The following is a 20,969-nucleotide window of genomic DNA, read 5'->3' on the forward strand; positions in this document are numbered from 1 at the left end:
CCCTGGCGAGACTCGGCCAGGGTCAGCATGAGTTAAAAACCGAAACCAAGAGGCCGGTTGCATTCGTCAATGGCAATGCAAACCTGTGATAACAAGAACAATAGAGGTGCAAAAGACCTTCAGCCTCTGGACTGAAAGTGGACCGTATCCAACTTGAAACGATTTGCGCGCTTGTAGGTACCGAAGTCATTGAAACGAACTCCGGCCTTCGCCATGACTTCATGGGCATAGGGCGCCGTCATCTGTCGAAGATAAAAAGGATCTTTCACGACAAAATGATGAATACTGTGAGTACTGCCAAAGTTGAAACAGAACAACTGGAACGGCCACAGCAGCCAATGGTTCATTACTTGGGTTTGTTGTAGAGCATTGCGTGGCGCAACATCACCGTAATAATGCATATTGGAACTGATGAAATACAGGCAGAACTGTCGAATCATATTCGGCGCAACAACAATGACCACTGCACAATCGATCACGTTCATCACTTGCAGCACTAACGGCGAACTTGGTGGCGGCACTCCTGCCAGGCCGCCCAGCCAGGTAGACAAGTGATAACCCAGGAACACATACCAGCTGCCCCAGTACAGGAGCCCGAAAGGGGTATTGAGGCGAATGATCCTGGCCAGCAGTTTCATTTTCTGCCGCCAGCCCGGTGCGCAGACCGCATTCACAAAGCCGAACAGGAAGCCATCCATCAGCTTCAGCAGCCTGAGAATGCCCCAGGGGTTGCCGCTGGTGGTGATCCAGGCCTCGACATCGGTGGCGGTTCCGGATTCCTTGTGATGATGAAAGTGCAGGCCGCGCCTGAGCCAGGGGCTGGGCATTCCCGGGCGCGTCAGCCAGCACAGCAGCATCATGAAGTTATGGGCCAGAGGCTGTTTCCGGAAATACAGACGGTGAATCAGGTCATGTTCAAGTTCATGAATGATCGAGGTCGACAGCGCGTTTACCAAGATGCACAACCACGCGGGCATGATGCCCTTCACATACAACACACCAGTCACCACCATAACTGTCACCGAAACAGCCATGGCACTTGCACCCAGGGCGTTCTGATAGTTCAGGACAGGATAGCGTCTGCGTAGTTCGTTACCATGCTCGGTAATTTGGCGGGTGACTTCTTCGATCTTTTGCTGGTCAGTTACGGAGCGACCGCAATCAAGTTCCTTTTCTATGGAGTTCATCACTTCATCCTTTGAAGAAAATGAGTGGAGGCGAACTTCAATAGAAAGACATACTTCGATAGCAAAACAACCAATTGGGCCGAAACGGCGGCTACAACTGATAAGTGGCCCCCTGGACCGCTGGTTTTTTTAACAACTGTTATGAATGACCCAGCAGTCCACTTTGGAACTATTAGTTCGCCACTACTGAGCCTCTTTGGGTAAGTCCTGAAGAACTTTCAAGATCGCTTCATTGTCGAACAACCCATCAACGTGCAAAACCTCAAACTTCGACGAAAGTAGGGGCAACTGCACTAAACCTGACTCGCTCGACGCAGGACCGCAGCACCCTGCCAGCCTTCTCCCCCCTGAGGCGACATCGCAGGCGCAGCCCAGGGAAAAGCCCGAGACGCTACGGAAAATGACCCATTTCATGCAAAAAACCGCTCTAACACACTGTTTTCCTGTACCTTTGGTCCAAATTTCCGAGAAATGTCACGATCCAGCACACGGCCGCTGACTGTTTTCCCATGCGCAAACTTCTCTACATCACCCTCACCCTGGCCCTGCTTGCCGCCATCACCAGCTACGCCATCTGGACCCGTGATCGTCCAGGGGCGCACTACCTGTCGGACCTGCGTATCCAGCTCGCGGTGGACCAGGGTGTGCCTGCCGACCACGGCAACCTGCTGGCAATCCAGCCCGAGCTGTTCCCCACCGACTACCAGAGCATCGAGCGCCTGCATCGCAAGCTTGCGGCCTACATGCAGCAAGCCCGTGACAAGGGCCTGGTCAATGACAAGACCATCGTCGTGCTGCCCGAGCATGTCGGCACCTGGCTGATGGTCAGTGGTGAAAAGAATGAGCTGTATCAGGCCACCTCTCTGAAAGAGGCAATGAACTGGCTGGCGGTGAGCAACCCGCTGCCGTTTCTCAAGGCGCTGATCAGCGCCAGGGGTGACAGCCGCCTGGACGATGCGTACCTGCGCATGAAGGCCAAGAGGATGGCTCAGGACTATCAGTCGTTGTTCGGCGGCCTGGCCAAGGAGTTTCATGTGACCCTGGTGGCCGGCAGCATCATTCTTCCAGAACCCAGTGTCAGCCAGGGCAACCTGCAGATCGGCAGCGGCGCCCTGTACAACAGCAGCCTGGTGTTTGGCAGCGATGGCCTGCCCATGGGCCAGCCCCAGCGGCAGATCTACCCGACCTATGCCGAAAGCGGCTACGTGAAGGGCGATGCCGACAAAGCGCTGGAGGTTATCGACACCCCGGCCGGGCGCCTCGGTGTGCTGATCGGCAGCGACAGCTGGTACCCCGACAACTACCGCAAGCTCAATGACCAGCACGCCCAACTGGTGGCGGTCCCGGCCTTTGTCATGGGCCGTGATGGCTGGGACAAACCCTGGCGCGGATACAAGAGCATCGCCACCCCCAGCGAAGTCAGCCTCAAGCCCGAGGAAGTCAGCGAGGGTGAGGCCTGGCATCGCCTGACACTGACTGCGCGCGCACCCAGCAGCCTGGCCAGCGCCGGGGTCAGCGTGTTCCTGCGCGGCCAATTCTGGGACCAACGCAGCAGTGGCCAGAGTTTCATCAACAGCAACGGCCAGACCTTTGCCGACGACGGCAACCGCGGCGCCCGCCTGCTGAACATCTGGTTGTAGGCCAATGAAAACCCCACCGATGCGCCTGGGCGACTTGTCGGTGGGCTTCGTCCATAGCCTGGTGGACGCGGTCCTCAGCTACGGGCAGGACCCCACCCCCCTGCTGGAACAGTACGCCCTGGACGCCGCACGCCTGGCCGAAGCCGGAGCGCGGCTGTCAATCCCGCGCTACATGCGCCTGGGCCACGGGGCGATCCAGCTGACCGGAGACCCGGCCCTGGGCTTGCGCATGGGCCGCCTGAGCCGGCTGAGCCAGGCCGGCCTGGCCGGAGTGACCGCAGCCCAGGCCCCCACCGTGCGCGAAGCAGCCCGCTGCCTGACCCGCTTCGAAGCTCTGTATGGCTCCAACTATCGCGGCCAGTCGAGCTTTCACGAGGATGCCAGCGGCGCCTGGCTGTGCTTCTACTCCATCAGCCCGTACAACGCCTACAACCGCTTCGTGGTGGACTCGATCATCTCCGGCTGGCTGCAGCAGTTGTCCAGCGTCGCCGACCAGGCGATCCACGCCGAACAGATCGATATCGAATTCCAGCGCCCGGACTACCACGAGGCCTATGCGGTGCTCGGCCCCACGCCTATCCAGTTCGGCGCCGAACAGAACCAGCTGCGCCTGAGCCAGGCCAGCCTGGGCCTGCGCAACCCGCAGCATTGCCCGAGCACCTGGCGGCATCTGGTGCAGTTGTGCGTGAGAGAACTGGAACAACTGACCCGCACCCGCAGCCTGCGCGAACGCATCATTCAGATGCTGGGGCCTTTGCTCAATGGCGGTCGCGAGCCGGGCCTGGAAGAAGTGGCGATGCGCCTGAAGCTGCCGACCTGGACCCTGCGGCGCAAGCTGGCGGAAGAAGGGACGCAGTTCCGGGCAATTCTCAATGACACCCGCCGCGACCTGGCCATGACCTACATTCGCGATACTGAACTGGCGTTCGGGGAGATTGCCTATCTGCTGGGCTTTGCCTCAGCCGAGGCGTTTCAACGGGCCTTCAAGCGCTGGAATGGCCAGACCCCCGGGGATTTTCGCCGCAGCCACCGACAATTCGGCTAGAGAAACGGTAAAAAAAACGCCACCGGCGTTACAGCTCGGTGGCGTCTTCTGCAGGTTCCAGAGGATCCAGCTCGAAAGCCTGATACTCCAGCAGTTCCTCTTGGTATTCGTCCATGGCGGACTCCTTTTTCCGTTGTTGAAAGACCTTGTTCAATAGCCCTGTGCCTAATGACCATCGGGATCAGCATAAAGTGCCGGGATGACAGAAAAAATACTACCCCCCAGGTCAGGATTTCTATCATTAAAACGTAACAGCCCGTGAGGAATTTAACCCTCGAACACAGATGCAACTGCAACGATTGCAATTGCAATCATATTTGCCAATCCGTTAGGGTAGCCGCTCTCCCCCCTTGCGGACGGCGCCGAGCATGAACCCATCCTCACTTTTCCCCACTCGCCACAAGGCCCTCGCGCAACAGGCGGCCCAGGCCTGCCTGGACCTGCTCAGGAGCGCCCGCCCCCCTGGCGGTTCGCCACTCAACACCGTGCTGGAGATGGCCAATACCCTGGAGCTGGACCGGCGCACCGCACGCCAGTCCTTTGTGGTGCGCAGCCACAGCGCACCACAAAGGAGTACCCGGATCAGCGCCTGGCCATTGTGGTTCTCCACCGACAGCGCGGAAAAACCCCTGCTCTATCTGCACCGCTGCAGTTCTTCGGCGCAGTTGTGCGCGGTCAGCGCCGAGACCGCGGCGCGGGGCATCCTGTGCAACGACAGTGAGACCCAAACCTCCCCATGGCCCAAGGGTGCCGACCCGTCACTGGCGTTGTGGCTGGCCCACAACCCGCACTGCCTGCCATTCGACCCGGCCACTGGCGCGGAGGCCGAGGCGATTATCCTGGAGGCCCTGCAACGCCTGTATATCGAGGGCCAGCCAGGCTTCTACTACCTGGCCCTGCATGACCATGAGCTGCAACTGGAACTGACGCCCGAGCAACGGCAAGCCGCATTGCAGGGGATGTACAAGGTGACGGACACCACTGCCCACCCAGCGGCGGGGCGCGTGCGACTGCTGGGCGCCGGCCGGGCGTTTGCCCAGGTCAGGGCCGCGGCGGATCTGCTGCAGCGTGATTGGAAGGTGGCCAGCCAGCTCTGGAGTTGCCCCAGCTACACCCGCCTGGCGCGGGAAGCGGCTGCGGCGCAGCATTGGAATCGCCTGCATCCTGGGCAGGAGAAGCGCGGCTCACACCTGCAGCGCTGCCTGGCGGATGACTCGGCGCCCGTGATTGCAGTGACTGGCTACGGCCAGGCGGTGGCCGAACAGCTACGCCCTCACCTCAAGGCCGAGCTGGTGGCCCTGGGCACCGACTCCTTCGATGCCGCCCGCGACCCGCGACGCGGCCGCTGCCCCGAGGCTCGCTGGATCGCCGTGCTGGCGCTCAAGAGCCTGGCAGACGCTGGGCAATTGCCCATGCAATGCGTGGAACAGGCCATGGCGACCTATGGCCTGCCCTGACGGTACCGGGCTCAGCTTTTGGAGCCTGTGTCGCCACCGTTGGCCGCCGCCCGGGCCAGGGTCGCGGTGCGTTCCAGGGCATCGGCAAAGGCGTGTTTCTGCTCGCTGTCCAGTTGCGAAAGAAACAGCTCGGCCACTGTCGCCTCGTAGATTTTCCACATCTTCTTGCGCAGCTTTCGGCCTTCGTCGGTGATGCTGACAAAGGCCGCGCGACCATCGCCCTCACAGCGCGAGCGCTGCACCAGGCCGTCTTTTTCCAGGCGGTCCACCAGGCGTGTGAGGTTGTAGCGCTCAATGGCCAGCACATCTGCCAATTCGTGCATGCGCCGGGTACCTTCGGCGCCGCTTTCCAGGCCCCAGAGGGCGTCGTACCAGGCATACGCCGGCAAGCCGGCCTGGGCCAGGCGGCGCTCGATTTCGCGAATCACCGTCCGGTGAGCCCTGACAAAACGGAACCAGACATCGGGCTCTTTTGAAGACATGCCACACCATCCGAAGGTTTGAAGAAGGGTTGCAATAGTAGCGCATGCCGGGATAGATTCGGCCATGTAGTTGCAATTGCAATTACTTTTCCCGGCGCCGAATACCCTCCGATTCCACAAGAATCCGCGCGCTGGAACCCCGCCCAACACGGAGCCAGGTATGACCCAGAACAACAGTGCAACCCTCGATAACGATCCCCAGGAAACCCGCGAGTGGCTCGACTCTCTGGAGTCGGTGCTGACGGTGGAAGGTCGCCCGCGGGCCCATTACCTGATCGACCAGTTGCTGGATTTCGACGTGGCACGCCACGGCGACTTCCATGGCCGGGTGACCACGCCCTACATCAACACCATTGCCCCCGATCGGCAGCTGCCCTACCCCGGCGACCTGGAGACCGAGCGCAAGCTCAACGCGATGATCCGCTGGAACGCCATGGCCATGGTGCTGCGCGCCGGCAAGCATTCGGGCGTGGGCGGCCACATCGCCACCTATGCTTCGGCAGCCGTGCTCTACGACGTGGGTTTCGATCATTTCTTCCGCGGCCGCAGCGACAGCTTCGACGGTGACATGGTGTACATCCAGGGCCACTCCTCCCCAGGCATCTACGGCCGCGCCTACCTGGAAGGCCGGATCAGCGCCGCCCAGCTCGACAACTTCCGCCGCGAGGCCGATGGCCAGGGCATTTCCTCCTATCCGCACCCCAGGCTGATGCCGGACTTCTGGCAGTTCCCCACTGTATCCATGGGCCTGGGGCCGATCACCGCGGCCTATCAGGCGCGTTTCATGCGCTACCTGGAACTGCGCGGGCTCAAGCAGCACCAGGGGCGCAAGGTCTGGGCCTTCCTCGGCGACGGCGAAATGGACCAGCCCGAATCCCTGGCGGCGATTTCCCTGGCCGGGCGGGAGAAACTCGACAACCTGATCTTCGTCGTCAACTGCAACCTGCAACGCCTCGATGGCCCGGTACGGGGCAACGCCAAGGTCATCCAGGAGTTCGAAAGCCTGTATCGCGCCGCCGGCTGGAACGTGATCAAGGTGATCTGGGGCAGCGGCTGGGACGCGCTGCTGGAGAAGGACCGCAGCGGCCTGCTGCGCCAGCGCATGATGGAGTGCGTGGATGGCGACTATCAGAACTACAAGTCGCAGAACGGCGCCTATGTGCGCGAGCATTTCTTCGGCAAGTACCCGCAATTGCTGGAGCTGGTGGCCGATCTCTCGGACGAGCAGATCTGGAAGCTCTCCCGGGGCGGCCACGACCCGATCAAGGTCTACAACGCCTATGCCGCCGCAGTACGCCACAGCGGCCGTCCCACGGTGATCCTGGCGAAAACCGTCAAGGGCTTCGGCATGGGCGAGGCCGGCGAAGGCCAGAACATCAACCACCAGTTGAAGAAGATGGGGGCCGAGGCAGTGAAGGCCTTCCGTGATCGCTTCGAACTGCCGGTCAGCGATGAGCAACTGGCTGAAATGCCCTACCTCAAGCCCACGGCGGACAGCACGGAAGGCCGTTACTTCGCAGCCTGTCGCAGCCGCCTGGGGGGCTATGTGCCGGCTCGCTACAACGACTGCGCACCGCTGCAGATCCCGGCCCTGGAAGCCTTCGCCACCCAGCTCAAGGACACCGGCGACCGGGCGATCTCCACCACCATGGCCTTCGTGCGCATCCTCGGCACCCTGCTCAAGGACCCGCAGATCGGCAAGCGGGTGGTGCCGATCGTGCCTGACGAGTCGCGCACCTTCGGCATGGAAAGCCTGTTCCGCCAGATCGGCATCCACTCGGCGGTGGGCCAGCTCTATACCCCACAGGATGCCGGGCAACTGAGCTACTACAAGGAGAGCAAGGACGGCCAGATCATGCAGGAGGGCCTGAACGAATCCGGGGCGATTTCCTCATGGATCGCCGCCAGTACCTCCTACAGCAACCACCAGGTCATGACCCTGCCCTTCTACATCTTCTATTCGATGTTCGGCTTCCAAAGGATCGGTGACCTGGCCTGGGCCGCCGGCGATGCGCGGGCCCGGGGCTTCCTGCTGGGCGCCACGTCCGGGCGCACCACGCTGATGGGCGAAGGCCTGCAGCACGACGACGGCCACAGCCATATCCTCGCCTCGGTGATCCCCTGCTGCATCTCCTACGACCCGACCTTCGCCTATGAACTGGCGGTGATCATCCATAAAGGCATGCAGCGCATGTATGTGCAGCAGGAGGATGTGTATTACTACATCACCCTGCTCAACGAAAACTACCCGCAACCGGCCATGCCCGAAGGTGCTCGCGAAGGCATTCTCAGGGGCTTGTACCGCTTCAGCTCAAGCACCGCCCAGGGCGCCAAAGCCCCGCGGGTGCAACTGATGGGCAGCGGCTCGATCCTGCGCGAGGTGATCGCCGCCGGGCAGCTGCTGGAGAAGGACTTCGGGGTGCAGAGCGACATCTGGAGTGCCACCAGCCTCACCGAACTGCGCCGCCAGGGCCTGGCGGCGGAGCGCTGGAACGTGCTGCATCCGCAGCAGCCTCGGCGAGCGGCCTATGTCGAGCAATGCCTGGAAGGCCATCAAGGCCCGCTGGTGGTGGCCACCGACTACATGAAACTGTTCGCCGACCAGATCCGCCCCTTCGTCGAGGGTCGGCGCTTCGTGGCCCTGGGCACCGACGGCTTCGGCCAGTCCGACACCCGGGAAAACCTGCGGCAGTTGTTCGAGGTGGACCGGCATTTCATCGCCCTGGCGGCGTTGAAAGCCCTGGCCGATGACGGGGAGATACCCTACAGCCAGGTCGGCGAAGCCTTGAGCCGCTATCGGATCGACGCTGAAAAAGTCGACCCGAGCTCGGTCTAGGTGCCTTAGTGCCCGCTGCTCGGCAGGGCCGGAATCGGCTCGCTGGGCGGCGGCAGGTTGCTGGCCGGTGGCGGCGTGACGGTTTGTGTGGCGGGCGCTGGCTCGCTGCTGGCTGCCGGCACTATCGGCGCCGCCTCGGCCGGAGGAGCCAGGGGTTGCGAGACCGCAGGCTCAGGCTCGGTGGCGGGTGCCGGCGCGGCCACAGGGGCAGGCTCGACCACTGGCTGCGCCTTGGGCTCGGGCTTGGCTGGCGCCTCGGGCTTGTTCTCGGGAACCCCGAGGTCGGCCTTGGGTTTCTCTTCGATATGCGCCGCCTTCTTCGCTTCCTGGGGCAGGAACAACTCCACCAGGGCGAAATAGCGGTCATAGAACTTGGCCGAGGACACGGTTTCGCTGGCCACCTTGACCATCGAATCATCGGTAGAGCCGATCGGCATCGACACCGAGCCCAGCACGCCCACGCCGAGGCTGGCCGAGTTGTTGACCTTCTTCAGCGCATAGCGATCCTGCAGGGCGTTGGCGAACATCGTCGAACGCTGGTCGCCGCTGCCGTCCTGGGCACAAACCACGTTGAAGCTGATTTCCAGGTGGGTCTCGCCGGTCTGCTGGAAGCTCTTGTGGCCGCTGACCAGCTTCGGATCGTTGCTGGTGATGATGTAGCCCTGGCTGAGCAGGGCACGCCGCGCGGCCTCACAAGAGGCGGCATCGCTCACCGGGTAATTGCGCGAAAACGTGCCGGAATCATCGAAGCTTTCGTGCTCGTAGATGGCGGTCTTGTGCGACGAACAGCCGGCCACCGCAGACAGCAGCAACACCCCGGCCGTGGCGCGCAGATGAAATGATTTAAACATCGAGAATCCTGAGGAAAACGCTCCGGCGCGTATTGTGCAACAGATCAGCGTCCCGCAGCGCGGGTAATTGGTGCCTTAAATTTCTCATCAGTTTACTGACCACTGTTTGCCGGAAAAAGTCGCTCGCTCAAGTGCTCGATCAACACCCGCAGCTTGGCCGCTGCATGCCGGCTCGAGGGCCACAACACCCAGAAGGCGCCGTTGTGCTCCAGGTATGGGTCGAGCACGGTTTGCAACTCGCCACGGCGCACCGCGGCCTGGACCATGAAGTCCGGCAGGCAGGCAATGCCCAGCCCGCTGCGCGCCGCGTGCTCCACCGCCTCGATGGAGCTGCTGGTCAGGCGAGTGGGCAGCACCGGCTCCGGCGCATCCGCTTGAACCTTGAAGGGCCAGGCCTCGAGCTTGCCGGTGTGGTGAAAGGTATGCCGCAGGCAGGAGTGACTGCGCAATTCCTGCGGGGTCTGCGGCACGCCGCGCTGCTGGAAATAGCCGGGGCTGCCCACCAGCACCATGCGAAAGCGCCCCAGCTGCCGGGCCAGCAACCGCGAGTCCTTGGGGTTGCCGGTGCGCACTACCAGGTCGAAACCCTCTTCCACCACATCCACCATGCGATCGGAGAGGTCGATATCCAGCTCGATCTGCGGATAGCGTTGCATGAACTCGGCCAGTACCGGCATCAACAACCCATGGACCTGCGGCGCGCTGACCCGCAGCTTGCCCACCGGCGCGCTGGAAGAGTCACATAGCTGGAACTCCGCCGCCTCGACTTCGGCGGCGATCCTGCGGCAGCGTTCGAGGAATCCGGCGCCTTCGGCGGTGAGGCTGATGCTGCGGGTGGTGCGATGAAACAGACGAGTCTCCAGGCGCTCCTCCAGACGGGCAATACTTTTGCCAACCGCCGAGGAAGAGACTCCCAGAAGGCGCCCCGCTTCGGTGAAGCTGCGGGTTTCCGCCACCTGCATAAACACCGGGATACTGCCGAGCCAGTCCATCGCGTCGCTCCGAAATTAAGGACACCTGTGTCCGATAAGTTCGGAACCTTAGCCTATTTTTCCGCCATGAACAGCGCCCTACCCTAGGCCCCTCACTTCCGAACCCACCCATCGGGGCCTTTCCATGAGCAATTGCGTCAATGCCTGCGAACCCTTGCAAGTACCTGCCACAACCCACGAACGCCTGCCTGTCGGCGGCCTGCTGGCCCTGGCCACTGCCGGGTTCATCACCCTGATGACCGAAACCCTGCCCGCCGGCCTGCTACCGCAGATGAGTGCCGACCTGGGCGTGTCTGCAGCGCTGATCGGCCAACTGGTGACCGTCTACGCCCTGGGCTCACTGCTGGCGGCCATTCCGCTGATCCTCCTCACCCAGGGCTGGCGGCGCCGGCCCCTGCTGCTGATCGCCATCGGCGGTTTCGCCGTGGTCAACAGCATCACGGCCCTCTCCACCGAATACAGCCTGATCCTGGTGGCGCGCTTCTTTGCCGGAGTCTTCGCCGGCTTGCTCTGGGCCCTAGTGGCAGGTTATGCCAGCCGCATGGTGGCGCCACACTTGCAGGGCCGGGCGATTACCCTGGCCATGCTCGGCGCGCCGCTGGCGCTGTCGGTGGGCATGCCCGCCGGGACCTGGCTGGGCGCCCTGCTGGGCTGGCGCATGAGTTTCGCCGTGATGACTGTGCTGACCCTGGGCCTGATCGGCTGGGTACTGGTGCAAGTGCCGGACTTCCCCGGGCTGCGGGCGCAGAAGCGGCTGTCGCTGAGTCGTGTCCTGACCCTGCCGGGGATCCGGCCGGTGCTGTTCGTGACCTTCGCCTATGTGCTGGGCCACAACATTCTCTACACCTACATCGCGCCTTTTCTTGAGCCGGCCGGGCTTGGCGGGGAAATCGAGCGGGTGTTGCTGGTGTTCGGCCTGGCCGCCTTGCTGAGCATCTGGCTGGTGGGCGTGCTAATCGACCGCTGGCTGCGTGAGCTGGTACTGGCCAGCTGTCTGCTGTTTATCGGCTCGACCCTGCTGCTGGGCCTGCTCGGCGACCGGCCACTGGCAATCTATGGGGCAATCGCTATCTGGGGGCTGTCCTTTGGCGGCATGGCCACCTTGCTGCAGACTGCGCTGGCCAAGGCCGCCGGCGAGCACGCCGATACTGCGCAGTCGATGCTGGTGACCCTGTGGAACCTGGCAATCGCCGGTGGCGGCCTGGGCGGCGCGTTGCTGCTGCAGGGGCCGGGCGTGGCCACCTTCCCCTGGGTGATTGCCGCCCTGTTGCTGGTGACCTTGCTGGTGGCGATGAACGCCCGGCGCCAGGGCTTCCCTGCCCGAGCTTAAAATCCGGCGCCCGGCTCGGGTGGCCGGGGCTCCAGCACCAGGGCTCGTGAAAGAATGCCTAGCCTTGCGAAGCAGGGTTCGCCGGCAAGGCGCCCTCTACCTTCGCCCCTGCACTGGAGCGGGCTTTACGGCTGCGTACCAGCGGCCAGAACAACTCTTGCGTCCAGCTCACGGGTGCCAAGTGTTCGATGCCATAGGCAACGGGCCGGCGCCGAGTGATCTTCGCCGTACCAAACAGCACATCCCAGAGGAACAGCAGGTTGCCGAAGTTGCCCTTGTAATGGGTCACACCATCCTCGGCGCTCAGGCCGTGGTGCGCCGAATGGGTGGACGGCGTAGAAAAGACCCGCTCCAGCAACCACATCAGCGGCCGCAGAAAACCGATGCGGTACAGCTTGTCATCCCAGGCCACACTGCTGTGAGCGGCGAAGATCACCGTCATCTTGAGAATCAGGTAACCGTAGTAGACCGGCGCCAGCCCCAGATAAATCAACACTCCCGAGAACCAGATGCCGGGCATCAGCAGGTAATAGAAGCTGTTGTTGCGGTAGACGATGCGAATGCTCATGTAGGGCGCCGAATGGTGCGCGCGATGCAACGCGTACAGCGCCGGTACGCGGTGGGTCAAGCGGTGCCACCAGTACTGGGTCATGTCATCGAAGACCAGGAACAGCAGCAGGCCGAGTACCCAGGGGATCTGTGCCAGTGCTCCCTTTGCTTCGGGCAGCGATAGCTGCATGAGCGCGCCGCTGGCCCACATCACCAGGGGAAAGGTCACACCGAGCAACAGGCTTGAGCCCACTGCCTCGATCAACACATCACGGCGCTGGCCGCGAGGTTGGCCAAAGGCCGAACAGGCGATTTCCAGGAGGATGAAAAACACAAAGATCGCCGAAACGATCAGCAGCGGGTTGTTGGTCAGCAGGTCGTGGTTCATGGCATTCTCGCTCTTATCCTTGTGGGCATCGCCCCACCATTAGAGATCAGCAAGGCAGCCCGCTCTATGCGCGAACTGGACAGAATTCCGCGAGATCCGGCCAAGGGCATGACCCCGCGCTTCCATCGCGGGCGCCTGGGTGAAGTCCTGCAACGCTTTCTCGATGACCAGAACACCGGCCCTCAGCAGGACTACAACCTGCTGCAGCTGGAGCAGCTGTGGCGCGCCGCGGCAGCGCTGGAGCCGGCCATCGGCCTCAAGCTGTTCGAACGCTTCACCCCCCAGGACTGGCACGTGATCGCCCACGCCAGCCTGTACTGTCCGGATGTCGCCGCATCCATGGCGTTCTGGGTGCGCTACGCGCCCTTGGGTTCGGATACCGACCGGGTACAGCTGGTGACGGATACCCGGGGGGCCGGTGTCGAGGTTGATATCGACACATCGGCGCAACTCGGCCGCTACCTGATCGAGCACTATGGCGTCATGTCCATCACTCAGTTGCGCCGTGGCACCGGCCTTGCAGTGCAGCCGGTACTGGCCTGCTTCAGCCATCCGCGCCCGGCCTATCACGCGCAGTACCATCACTGGTTCGGCGAGCGGATCGAATTCGATTGCCCGGCCAACCGTTTCTACTTCGACCCGCAAACCCTGCAACTGCCGCTGCAAACCCGCCACGCCGGCATGCTGGAACTGCTGAGCGAGGAGCTGGATCGACGGGTGGCCCTGCACCGGCGACAGAGCGGTTGGGCCGCCAAGGTGGCAGCGGCTTGTCGCCAGGCCCTGGCCGCCGGCCACTCACCAACCCTGGAAAGCCTTTGCGCGCAACTGCATCAAACCCCGCGAACGCTGCGGCGACGCCTGGACGAACAGGGGTTGAGCTTTCGCGAATTGCTCGACCAGACCCGCGCCGAGCTGGAAATGCACCTGCAACTGCAAGGCGAATCCCGGGCCCAGATTGCCCTGCAGTTGGGCTACAACGATCAGGCGGCCTACCTGCATGCACGCAAACGCTGGAAGAACGCCCTTGGCTGAGGTTTTTTCCAGCCCAAAAAAAGACCCCGGCATTGCGGCCGGGGTCTTTTCAACACTGTGGGTCAGGCATCAGTAACGCTTGATGTCCGCCTGGTTTTCCAGCTGCTTGCGGTAGGCGGCAAAGTCTTGCTGCCCTACCCGCGAGGCCAGGAAGCGACGGTATTGAGCCTTCTCTTCCTCGGTCGGCGCAGCGGCTTCGTTGATACCATTGAGCTGCAGCACCAACAGGTTGCCATTAGACAGGGTCACGCTGGTGAAGGTCGGTTTGTCCTTGGACTCAGGCTTGGTCATGCGGAACAGCGCCTGCAGCACGGTCGGATCGATCCCTTCCTGGCCACGGGTCACGGCATGCGCGACTTTCCAGTCCTGGCCATCCACCGGCTTGTTCAGCGCGGTCTTGCCGTCGCGCAGGCTGGCGATCAGCTCTTCAGCCTTGGTCTTGGCCGCGGCACTGGCGTGCTCTTTGGCCAATTGCGTGCGAATGGCACTGGCAACGCTTTCCAGTGGCAGTTGCTCAGGTTTGCGGTGTTCCTTGGCACGCAGCACTACCACGGTTTCCGGGTCCAGTTCGATGGCGGTGCTATTGGCACCCTCATCGAGGACTTCGGTGCTGAACGCCGCTTGTATCACGGCGCGGTTGGCTGCGATGCCGTCACCACCTTCACGGCCGAATGGCGCGGAGGTGTGGACAGTCAGCTTCAGGTCCTGGGCCGGTTGTGCCAGATCGGACGCTTCGAACGACGAGTCTTCCAGTTGCTTGGTGGCCTCGACGAAACGCTGCTCGACCTGCTGGGTCTTCAGATCCCGGGTCAGCTTGCCCTTGAGGCTGGCGAAGCTCGGCACTTCCGGCGCTTCGACACCCAGCAGCTTGATCAGGTGGAAACCGAAGCCGGTACGTACCGGCGCCGATACCTGGTCCTTGTTCAAGGCGTACAGGGCTTTCTCGAAGGTTGGGTCATAGACGCCAGGACCTGCGAAACCCAGGTCGCCGCCGTTGCTGGCCGAACCCGGGTCCTGGGAGAACTCCTTGGCCAATGCCTCGAAGCTTTCGCCCTTGGCCAGACGTGCCTGGATCTCTTCGATCTTGGCCTTGGCCTGGGCCTCATTCACCTTGTCATTGACTTCGATGAGGATGTGCGCGGCGCGGCGTTGCTCGGACAGGTTGGCAATTTCCTTCTGATACAGCGCTTGCAGGTCCTCGTCCTTGACGCTGACCTGATCGAAGAAGGCGGCCTTCTTCAATTCGATGTAATCAATCACCACCTGGTCCGGCGTCATGAACTCCTTGGCGTGCTGGTCGTAGTACGCCTTGACCTCGTCGTCGGTCAGCTTGACCGCTGCCGGGTCGGCCTTGATGGTCAGGGAAGCGAAATCACGGGTCTGCTTTTCCAGACGGGCGAATGCCAGCACCTGGGCGTCGGTGACAAAACCGCTGCCTGCCAGACCGGCGCGTACCTGGCCGATCAGCATTTCCTGAGTCAGCATCTGGCGAAATTGCAGGCGGGTGTAACCCAGTTGACGGATCACCTGGTCGAAACGCTCGGGGCTGAACTTGCCATCAACCTGGAACTCCGGCGTTTGCAGAATGACCTGGTCCAGCGCACCCTCGGAGAACGCGAACTTGGAATCCTGCGCACCTTGCAGCAACAGCTTGCGGTCGATCAGCCCTTTGAGAGCAGCTTCGCGCAGCATCTTCTCGTCCAACAGGGAGGCATCGAAGTCTTTGCCCAGCTGCTGCATCAACTGACGACGTTGCATGTCGACGGCCTGGCTCAACTCGTTCTGAGTGATTTCCTCACCGTTGACCTTGGCCGCGTCCTGATTGTGGGTAGTGGCCTTGAAAATGGCATCGAATCCCGTCAACGCCAACAGCGCGACGATAACCCCGATGATGGTTTTGGCAATCCAGCCTTGTGAATTGTCCCTGATATTCTGCAGCATGCGTCCCCCAGAAACGGTTGTACTTCAATTTGAGCAACCGTGGAGCGTGGGTAGAGTCCGGATAGAAGAAAGGCGCATCCGAGGATGCGCCTTCTCGTAACTGGCGGAGCGGACGAAGGTTAAACCCGCGACCCTCGGCGTGAACCGGTGGTAGACCGGTTGACTAGCGCCCCGCTGCCAGATCAGGCATGACCCCGACCCGGATGGGCAAAGACCCTGAAGAAACTTAGTTAACGGCTTCTTTCAGTGCTTTACCGGCTTTGAAACCTGGCTTTTTAGCAGCAGCGATTTCCAGAGTCTTACCGGTCTGTGGGTTACGACCGATACGCGCTGGACGATCAGTTACGGAGAAAGTACCGAAACCAACCAGCACCACAGAGTCACCGGCCTTCAGAGCGCCAGTAACGGATTCGATTACTGCGTCCAGCGCACGGCCAGCAGCAGCTTTCGGGAGATCAGCAGATGCAGCGATAGCATCAATCAGTTCCGACTTGTTCACTCTAAGTCCCCTTATATATCTATGAGTATGATTCTAAGTTTTTTGGTGAAAGCAAAAACGAGTGCTGAATGGCCTACAGACACTTAAGAGCCGCTTTATAACAAGGGCTCTAAAAAGCTGTCAAGGAAGCCCCCCAGGCTAATGCGTACTAATGCGTGCTAATTCTTTCCTTAGAGTCAGACTCGCGTTTTTCGTCCTTTGCGACTATCTCGGGAGCCACATCCGGCAAGGGCTCCGGCGCGTATTGCAGCGCAATTTGCAGGACTTCGTCAATCCATTTAACCGGTTTAATCTGCAGATCCTGCTTGATATTGTCAGGAATTTCTTTCAAATCGCGAACATTCTCTTCCGGAATGATCACTGTCTTGATTCCACCCCGATGAGCGGCGAGTAATTTCTCTTTCAACCCGCCGATAGCCAATACCTGACCACGCAGAGTGATCTCGCCCGTCATTGCCACATCAGCCCGCACCGGAATGCCGGTCAGCGCCGAAACCAGCGCCGTGCACATGCCTACACCCGCGCTGGGGCCGTCTTTCGGGGTCGCCCCTTCAGGCATGTGGATGTGGGTGTCGCGCTTCTCGTGGAAGTCCAGGGGAATGCCCAGGCTCTTGGCCCGGCTGCGCACCACGGTCAGTGCTGCAGTGATCGACTCGACCATCACATCGCCCAGGGAACCGGTCTTGATCAACTGGCCCTTGCCCGGAACCACAGCGGCTTCGATGGTCAGCAGTTCACCGCCCACTTGAGTCCATGCCAACCCGGTCACCTGACCGATCTGGTCTTGCTGCTCGGCCAGGCCGTAGCGGAATTTGCGCACGCCGAGGAAGTGCTCCAGCAGGTCGGAAGTGACCTTCACCGAGAAGCGCTTTTCCATCGCATGCTCTTTCACCGCCTTGCGGCAGACCTTGGCAATCTGCCGCTCCAGGCCGCGTACACCGGCCTCGCGGGTGTAGTAGCGAATGATGTCGCGGATCGCATCCGGCTCGAATTCCAGCTCGCCCTTCTTCAGGCCGTTGGCCTGAATCTGCTTGGGCGAGAGGTACTTGACCGCGATGTTGATCTTCTCGTCCTCGGTGTAGCCAGGCAGACGAATCACCTCCATCCGGTCCAGCAAGGCCGGCGGAATATTCATCGAGTTGGAGGTGCAGAGGAACATCACATCGGACAAGTCGTAATCGACTTCCAGGTAGTGATCGTTGAAATTATGGTTCTGCTCGGGGTCCAGCACCTCGAGCAATGCCGAGGCCGGATCACCGCGCATATCGCTGCCCATCTTGTCGATTTCGTCGAGCAAGAACAGTGGGTTGCGCACCCCCACCTTTGTCATCTTTTGAATCAATCTTCCTGGCATCGAACCGATGTAAGTCCGACGATGCCCACGAATCTCCGCCTCGTCACGCACGCCACCCAGGGCCATGCGTACGAACTTGCGGTTGGTAGCGTTGGCGATCGACTCCGCCAGGGAGGTTTTACCCACCCCAGGAGGCCCCACCAGGCACAGTACCGGGCCACGAATCTTTTTCACCCGCTTCTGTACGGCGAGGTATTCGAGAATCCGTTCCTTGACCTCTTCCAGGCCATAGTGGTCGGCATCGAGAATATCTTCGGCACGTGCCAGATCGAGACGAACCTTGCTCTGTGCCTTCCACGGCACCTGAACCAACCAGTCGATATAAGAGCGGACCACAGTCGCCTCGGCAGACATCGGCGACATCTGCTTGAGCTTGTTCAGTTCGGCCTGAGCCTTGGTCATGGCGTCTTTTGGCAGGCCTGCGGCATCGATACGCTTTTTCAGCTCCTCGATTTCGTTGTGCCCTTCGTCGCCATCACCCAGTTCTTTCTGAATGGCCTTCATCTGCTCATTCAGGTAGTACTCGCGCTGGCTGCGCTCCATTTGCTTCTTGACGCGACCACGGATGCGCTTTTCCACTTGCAGCAGATCGATCTCGGCGTCCAGCAATGCCAGGACATGCTCGACCCGAGCGGACAGATCGATGATCTCGAGGATTTCCTGCTTCTGCTCGATCTTCAACGCCATGTGCGCAGCCATGGTATCCACCAGGCGGCTTGGCTCATCGATGCTATTGAGGGACGACAGCACCTCGGCAGGGACTTTCTTGCCCAGTTGCACGTACTGCTCGAACTGGGACAGCAGACTGCGAACAAACACTTCCGACTCACGGTCAGGAGCATCGACTTCGTCAATCAGGGAGACTTCGGCACGGCAATGGCCATCAACTTCGCTGAAGCGCTCAACAGCACCACGCTGTTCGCCTTCAACCAATACCTTGACGGTGCCATCAGGCAATTTGAGCAACTGCAAGACAGTCGCAATGGTACCTACGCGATAGAGTGCATCTTCACCGGGATCGTCATCAGCAGGGTTTCTCTGCGCCAGCAAGAGAATCTGCTTGTCGCCCGTCATCGCTGCCTCGAGGGCTTCGATCGACTTCTCGCGCCCCACGAACAGCGGGATAACCATGTGCGGATAAACCACAACATCACGCAATGGCAGGAGAGGCAATTCGATGGTTGTCTTCATGATTTCGCCTCTACGGCGGCCGTAAGGCCGTAAACAGATGGAAGTAAGCTTGAAACCAAGATGGGGGCTGCCTGGAAAAAAAACAAGCTCAAAGACAGCACTTTAAGGCGCTAAAAACAAAGGGGCCCGAAGGCCCCTTCTTTCATTCCAACAGCGCGACGCTTACGCGTCTGGCGCTGCCTTGGCCGTCGGCTCACTGTTCTCATAGATGTACAGTGGCTGGGACTTGCCTTCAATAACGCTTTCGTCGATCACTACTTTACTCACCTCGGACTGCGAGGGGATTTCATACATAGTGTCGAGCAGAACACCTTCAAGAATGGAGCGCAGACCACGAGCACCAGTCTTGCGTTCTAGGGCTCGCTTGGCGACGGACTTCAAGGCATCGGTACGGAACTCCAGGTCAACACCTTCCATCTCGAACAACTTGGCGTACTGCTTGGTCAAGGCGTTCTTCGGTTCGGTGAGGATCTGAATCAATGCCGCTTCGTCCAACTCATCCAAGGTCGCCAGGACTGGCAAACGACCGACGAATTCCGGGATCAGACCGAACTTGACCAGATCGTCAGGCTCGACTTCACGCAGGGATTCACCGACTTTCTTGCCTTCTTCCTTGCTGCGAACTTCTGCGTTGAAACCGATGCCGCCCTTGGTGGAACGGTTTTGAATAACCTTTTCCAGACCCGAGAACGCACCACCACAGATGAACAGGATGTTACGGGTATCGACCTGCAGGAATTCCTGCTGCGGATGCTTGCGACCACCTTGCGGCGGAACAGAGGCAACCGTGCCTTCAATCAACTTCAACAGGGCTTGCTGAACGCCTTCGCCGGAAACATCCCGGGTAATCGAAGGGTTGTCAGACTTGCGGGAAATCTTGTCGATCTCATCGATGTAGACAATGCCCATCTGGGCCTTCTCTACGTCGTAGTCGCACTTCTGCAGCAACTTCTGAATGATGTTCTCGACGTCTTCCCCCACATAACCGGCTTCGGTCAGGGTAGTGGCATCGGCGATGGTGAAAGGTACATTCAACAGGCGAGCCAGGGTTTCGGCCAACAGCGTCTTACCCGAACCTGTAGGGCCGATCAGCAAGATGTTGCTCTTGCCAAGTTCGACGTCGTCACTCTTCTTGTCACGCTGGTTCAGACGCTTGTAGTGGTTGTACACCGCTACTGCTAGAACCTTTTTTGCACGCTCCTGACCAATCACATACTGATCAAGGATGCCGCTGATTTCTTTAGGCGAAGGCAATTTATGCGCGCTGCTCTCGGCCTGTGCTTCCTGCACCTCCTCACGGATGATGTCATTGCACAGGTCGACGCACTCGTCGCAGATAAAGACCGAGGGGCCGGCAATCAATTTGCGCACTTCATGCTGGCTTTTGCCACAGAAGGAGCAATAAAGCAGTTTGCCGTTGTCCTCGCCGTTGCGGGTGTCAGTCATTCGTTCGATCCAAATCCGATAGGCTTGCAACACAAGATGAAGGCTATTGCGGGCTTTTTCAAGCCCGCCACTGATCGGAACAACCAACCATGCCTATTTTGAGCTGCTTATTTTAAGCGGGGCGCTGGTTGATGACTTCGTCGATCAACCCGTACTCACGCGCAGCTTCGGCGCTCATGAAGTTATCGCGATTGGTATCGCGCTCGATTTCTTCCAGGGTGCGCCCGCTATGCTTGGCCATCAGCGTGTTGAGACGCTCACGGATAAAGAGGATTTCCTTGGCATGGATTTCAATATCCGATGCCTGGCCCTGGAAACCGCCCAGTGGCTGGTGAATCATCACTCGGGAGTTTGGCAGGCAGAAACGCTTGCCTGGAGCACCGGCTGTCAGCAAGAACGCGCCCATGCTGCATGCTTGGCCAATACACGTGGTTGAAACGTTAGGCTTGATGAACTGCATGGTGTCGTAGATCGACATGCCGGCTGTCACCGAACCGCCCGGGGAGTTGATATAGAGATGGATGTCCTTGTCCGGGTTTTCCGCTTCAAGGAACAGCAGTTGCGCACAGATCAGGTTGGCCATGTAGTCCTCTACAGGGCCCACCAGAAAGATCACTCGCTCCTTGAGGAGGCGCGAGTAGATGTCGTAGGCGCGCTCGCCACGAGCGGACTGCTCGACAACCATCGGGACCAGGCCGCCTGCGGCCTGGATATCAGAGTTCTGCTGAATATACGAATTACGGAACATG

Annotated in this window: 17 protein-coding genes; 6 read left to right on the forward strand and 11 right to left on the reverse strand. The window is 60.5% G+C overall.

Features of this window, described 5'->3' with window-relative positions; all coding sequences use genetic code 11:
• Window positions 1-119 precede the first annotated feature (119 nt).
• Window positions 120-1,187, reverse strand: a complete 1,068-nt coding sequence (locus A9971_RS06010; protein WP_077934512.1) for a fatty acid desaturase — start codon at window positions 1,185-1,187, stop codon at window positions 120-122.
• 509 nt (window positions 1,188-1,696) lie between these two features.
• Between A9971_RS06010 and A9971_RS06015 the strand changes: the two genes are divergently transcribed.
• Both A9971_RS06015 and A9971_RS06020 read left to right on the forward strand, forming a co-directional pair.
• Window positions 1,697-2,827, forward strand: a complete 1,131-nt coding sequence (locus A9971_RS06015; RefSeq protein ID WP_183001016.1) for a carbon-nitrogen hydrolase family protein — start codon at window positions 1,697-1,699, stop codon at window positions 2,825-2,827.
• 4 nt (window positions 2,828-2,831) lie between these two features.
• Window positions 2,832-3,872 carry an AraC family transcriptional regulator gene (locus A9971_RS06020; RefSeq protein ID WP_183001017.1) on the forward strand — a complete coding sequence of 347 codons (1,041 nt, stop codon included), beginning with the start codon at window positions 2,832-2,834 and terminating at the stop codon, window positions 3,870-3,872.
• 28 nt (window positions 3,873-3,900) lie between these two features.
• On the opposite strand, the gene A9971_RS32845 is transcribed toward A9971_RS06020, so the two are convergent.
• Window positions 3,901-4,026, reverse strand: a complete 126-nt coding sequence (locus A9971_RS32845; RefSeq protein WP_011062261.1) for a hypothetical protein — start codon at window positions 4,024-4,026, stop codon at window positions 3,901-3,903.
• Window positions 4,027-4,240: 214 nt separating this feature from the next.
• On the opposite strand from A9971_RS32845, the gene A9971_RS06025 reads away from it, so the two are divergent.
• Window positions 4,241-5,329, forward strand: coding sequence for a transketolase-like TK C-terminal-containing protein (locus A9971_RS06025; protein WP_065363211.1), 1,089 nt, complete (start codon window positions 4,241-4,243; stop codon window positions 5,327-5,329).
• Window positions 5,330-5,340: 11 nt separating this feature from the next.
• Here A9971_RS06025 and A9971_RS06030 read toward each other — a convergent pair whose 3' ends face one another.
• Entirely contained in the window at window positions 5,341-5,811 is a 471-nt protein-coding gene (locus A9971_RS06030) for a MarR family winged helix-turn-helix transcriptional regulator (RefSeq protein WP_011062263.1), read from the reverse strand.
• Window positions 5,812-5,971: 160 nt separating this feature from the next.
• Between A9971_RS06030 and aceE the strand changes: the two genes are divergently transcribed.
• Complete coding sequence (gene aceE, locus A9971_RS06035; RefSeq protein WP_183001018.1) at window positions 5,972-8,647, forward strand: pyruvate dehydrogenase (acetyl-transferring), homodimeric type; 2,676 nt, start codon at window positions 5,972-5,974, stop codon at window positions 8,645-8,647.
• 5 nt (window positions 8,648-8,652) lie between these two features.
• On the opposite strand, the gene A9971_RS06040 is transcribed toward aceE, so the two are convergent.
• Window positions 8,653-9,498, reverse strand: coding sequence for a DUF2242 domain-containing protein (locus tag A9971_RS06040; RefSeq protein WP_011062265.1), 846 nt, complete (start codon window positions 9,496-9,498; stop codon window positions 8,653-8,655).
• 92 nt (window positions 9,499-9,590) lie between these two features.
• Window positions 9,591-10,490 carry a LysR family transcriptional regulator gene (locus A9971_RS06045; protein ID WP_011062266.1) on the reverse strand — a complete coding sequence of 300 codons (900 nt, stop codon included), beginning with the start codon at window positions 10,488-10,490 and terminating at the stop codon, window positions 9,591-9,593.
• Between the two features lie 124 nt (window positions 10,491-10,614).
• On the opposite strand from A9971_RS06045, the gene A9971_RS06050 reads away from it, so the two are divergent.
• A complete protein-coding gene (locus A9971_RS06050) occupies window positions 10,615-11,820 on the forward strand; it encodes an MFS transporter (RefSeq protein ID WP_053159505.1) in 1,206 nt (401 codons plus the stop codon).
• A 58-nt stretch (window positions 11,821-11,878) separates the two neighbouring features.
• Here the strand turns inward: A9971_RS06050 and A9971_RS06055 are convergent, their stop codons facing one another.
• Entirely contained in the window at window positions 11,879-12,757 is an 879-nt protein-coding gene (locus A9971_RS06055; RefSeq protein ID WP_019093765.1) for a sterol desaturase family protein, read from the reverse strand.
• Window positions 12,758-12,823: 66 nt separating this feature from the next.
• Here A9971_RS06055 and A9971_RS06060 point away from each other — a divergent pair, with 66 nt between their 5' ends.
• A complete protein-coding gene (locus A9971_RS06060; RefSeq protein WP_065363209.1) occupies window positions 12,824-13,789 on the forward strand; it encodes an AraC family transcriptional regulator ligand-binding domain-containing protein in 966 nt (321 codons plus the stop codon).
• 69 nt (window positions 13,790-13,858) lie between these two features.
• Here the strand turns inward: A9971_RS06060 and A9971_RS06065 are convergent, their stop codons facing one another.
• The 5 genes from A9971_RS06065 to clpP all read right to left on the reverse strand — a co-directional run bounded on the left by A9971_RS06065 (window position 13,859) and on the right by clpP (window position 20,968).
• Complete coding sequence (locus A9971_RS06065) at window positions 13,859-15,730, reverse strand: SurA N-terminal domain-containing protein (protein WP_183001019.1); 1,872 nt, start codon at window positions 15,728-15,730, stop codon at window positions 13,859-13,861.
• Window positions 15,731-15,956: 226 nt separating this feature from the next.
• Complete coding sequence (locus A9971_RS06070) at window positions 15,957-16,229, reverse strand: HU family DNA-binding protein (protein ID WP_011062271.1); 273 nt, start codon at window positions 16,227-16,229, stop codon at window positions 15,957-15,959.
• Between the two features lie 148 nt (window positions 16,230-16,377).
• Window positions 16,378-18,774: an endopeptidase La gene (gene lon / locus A9971_RS06075; RefSeq protein ID WP_011062272.1), complete on the reverse strand. Its 2,397-nt coding sequence runs from the start codon at window positions 18,772-18,774 to the stop codon at window positions 16,378-16,380.
• 162 nt (window positions 18,775-18,936) lie between these two features.
• Window positions 18,937-20,220: an ATP-dependent Clp protease ATP-binding subunit ClpX gene (clpX, locus tag A9971_RS06080; protein ID WP_011062273.1), complete on the reverse strand. Its 1,284-nt coding sequence runs from the start codon at window positions 20,218-20,220 to the stop codon at window positions 18,937-18,939.
• A 112-nt stretch (window positions 20,221-20,332) separates the two neighbouring features.
• Window positions 20,333-20,968: an ATP-dependent Clp endopeptidase proteolytic subunit ClpP gene (gene clpP / locus A9971_RS06085; protein WP_011062274.1), complete on the reverse strand. Its 636-nt coding sequence runs from the start codon at window positions 20,966-20,968 to the stop codon at window positions 20,333-20,335.
• Between the last annotated feature and the right edge of the window lies 1 nt (window position 20,969).

The organism is Pseudomonas sp. UME65, assembly GCF_014170225.1.
Classification (GTDB): Bacteria; Pseudomonadota; Gammaproteobacteria; order Pseudomonadales; family Pseudomonadaceae; genus Aquipseudomonas; species Aquipseudomonas protegens.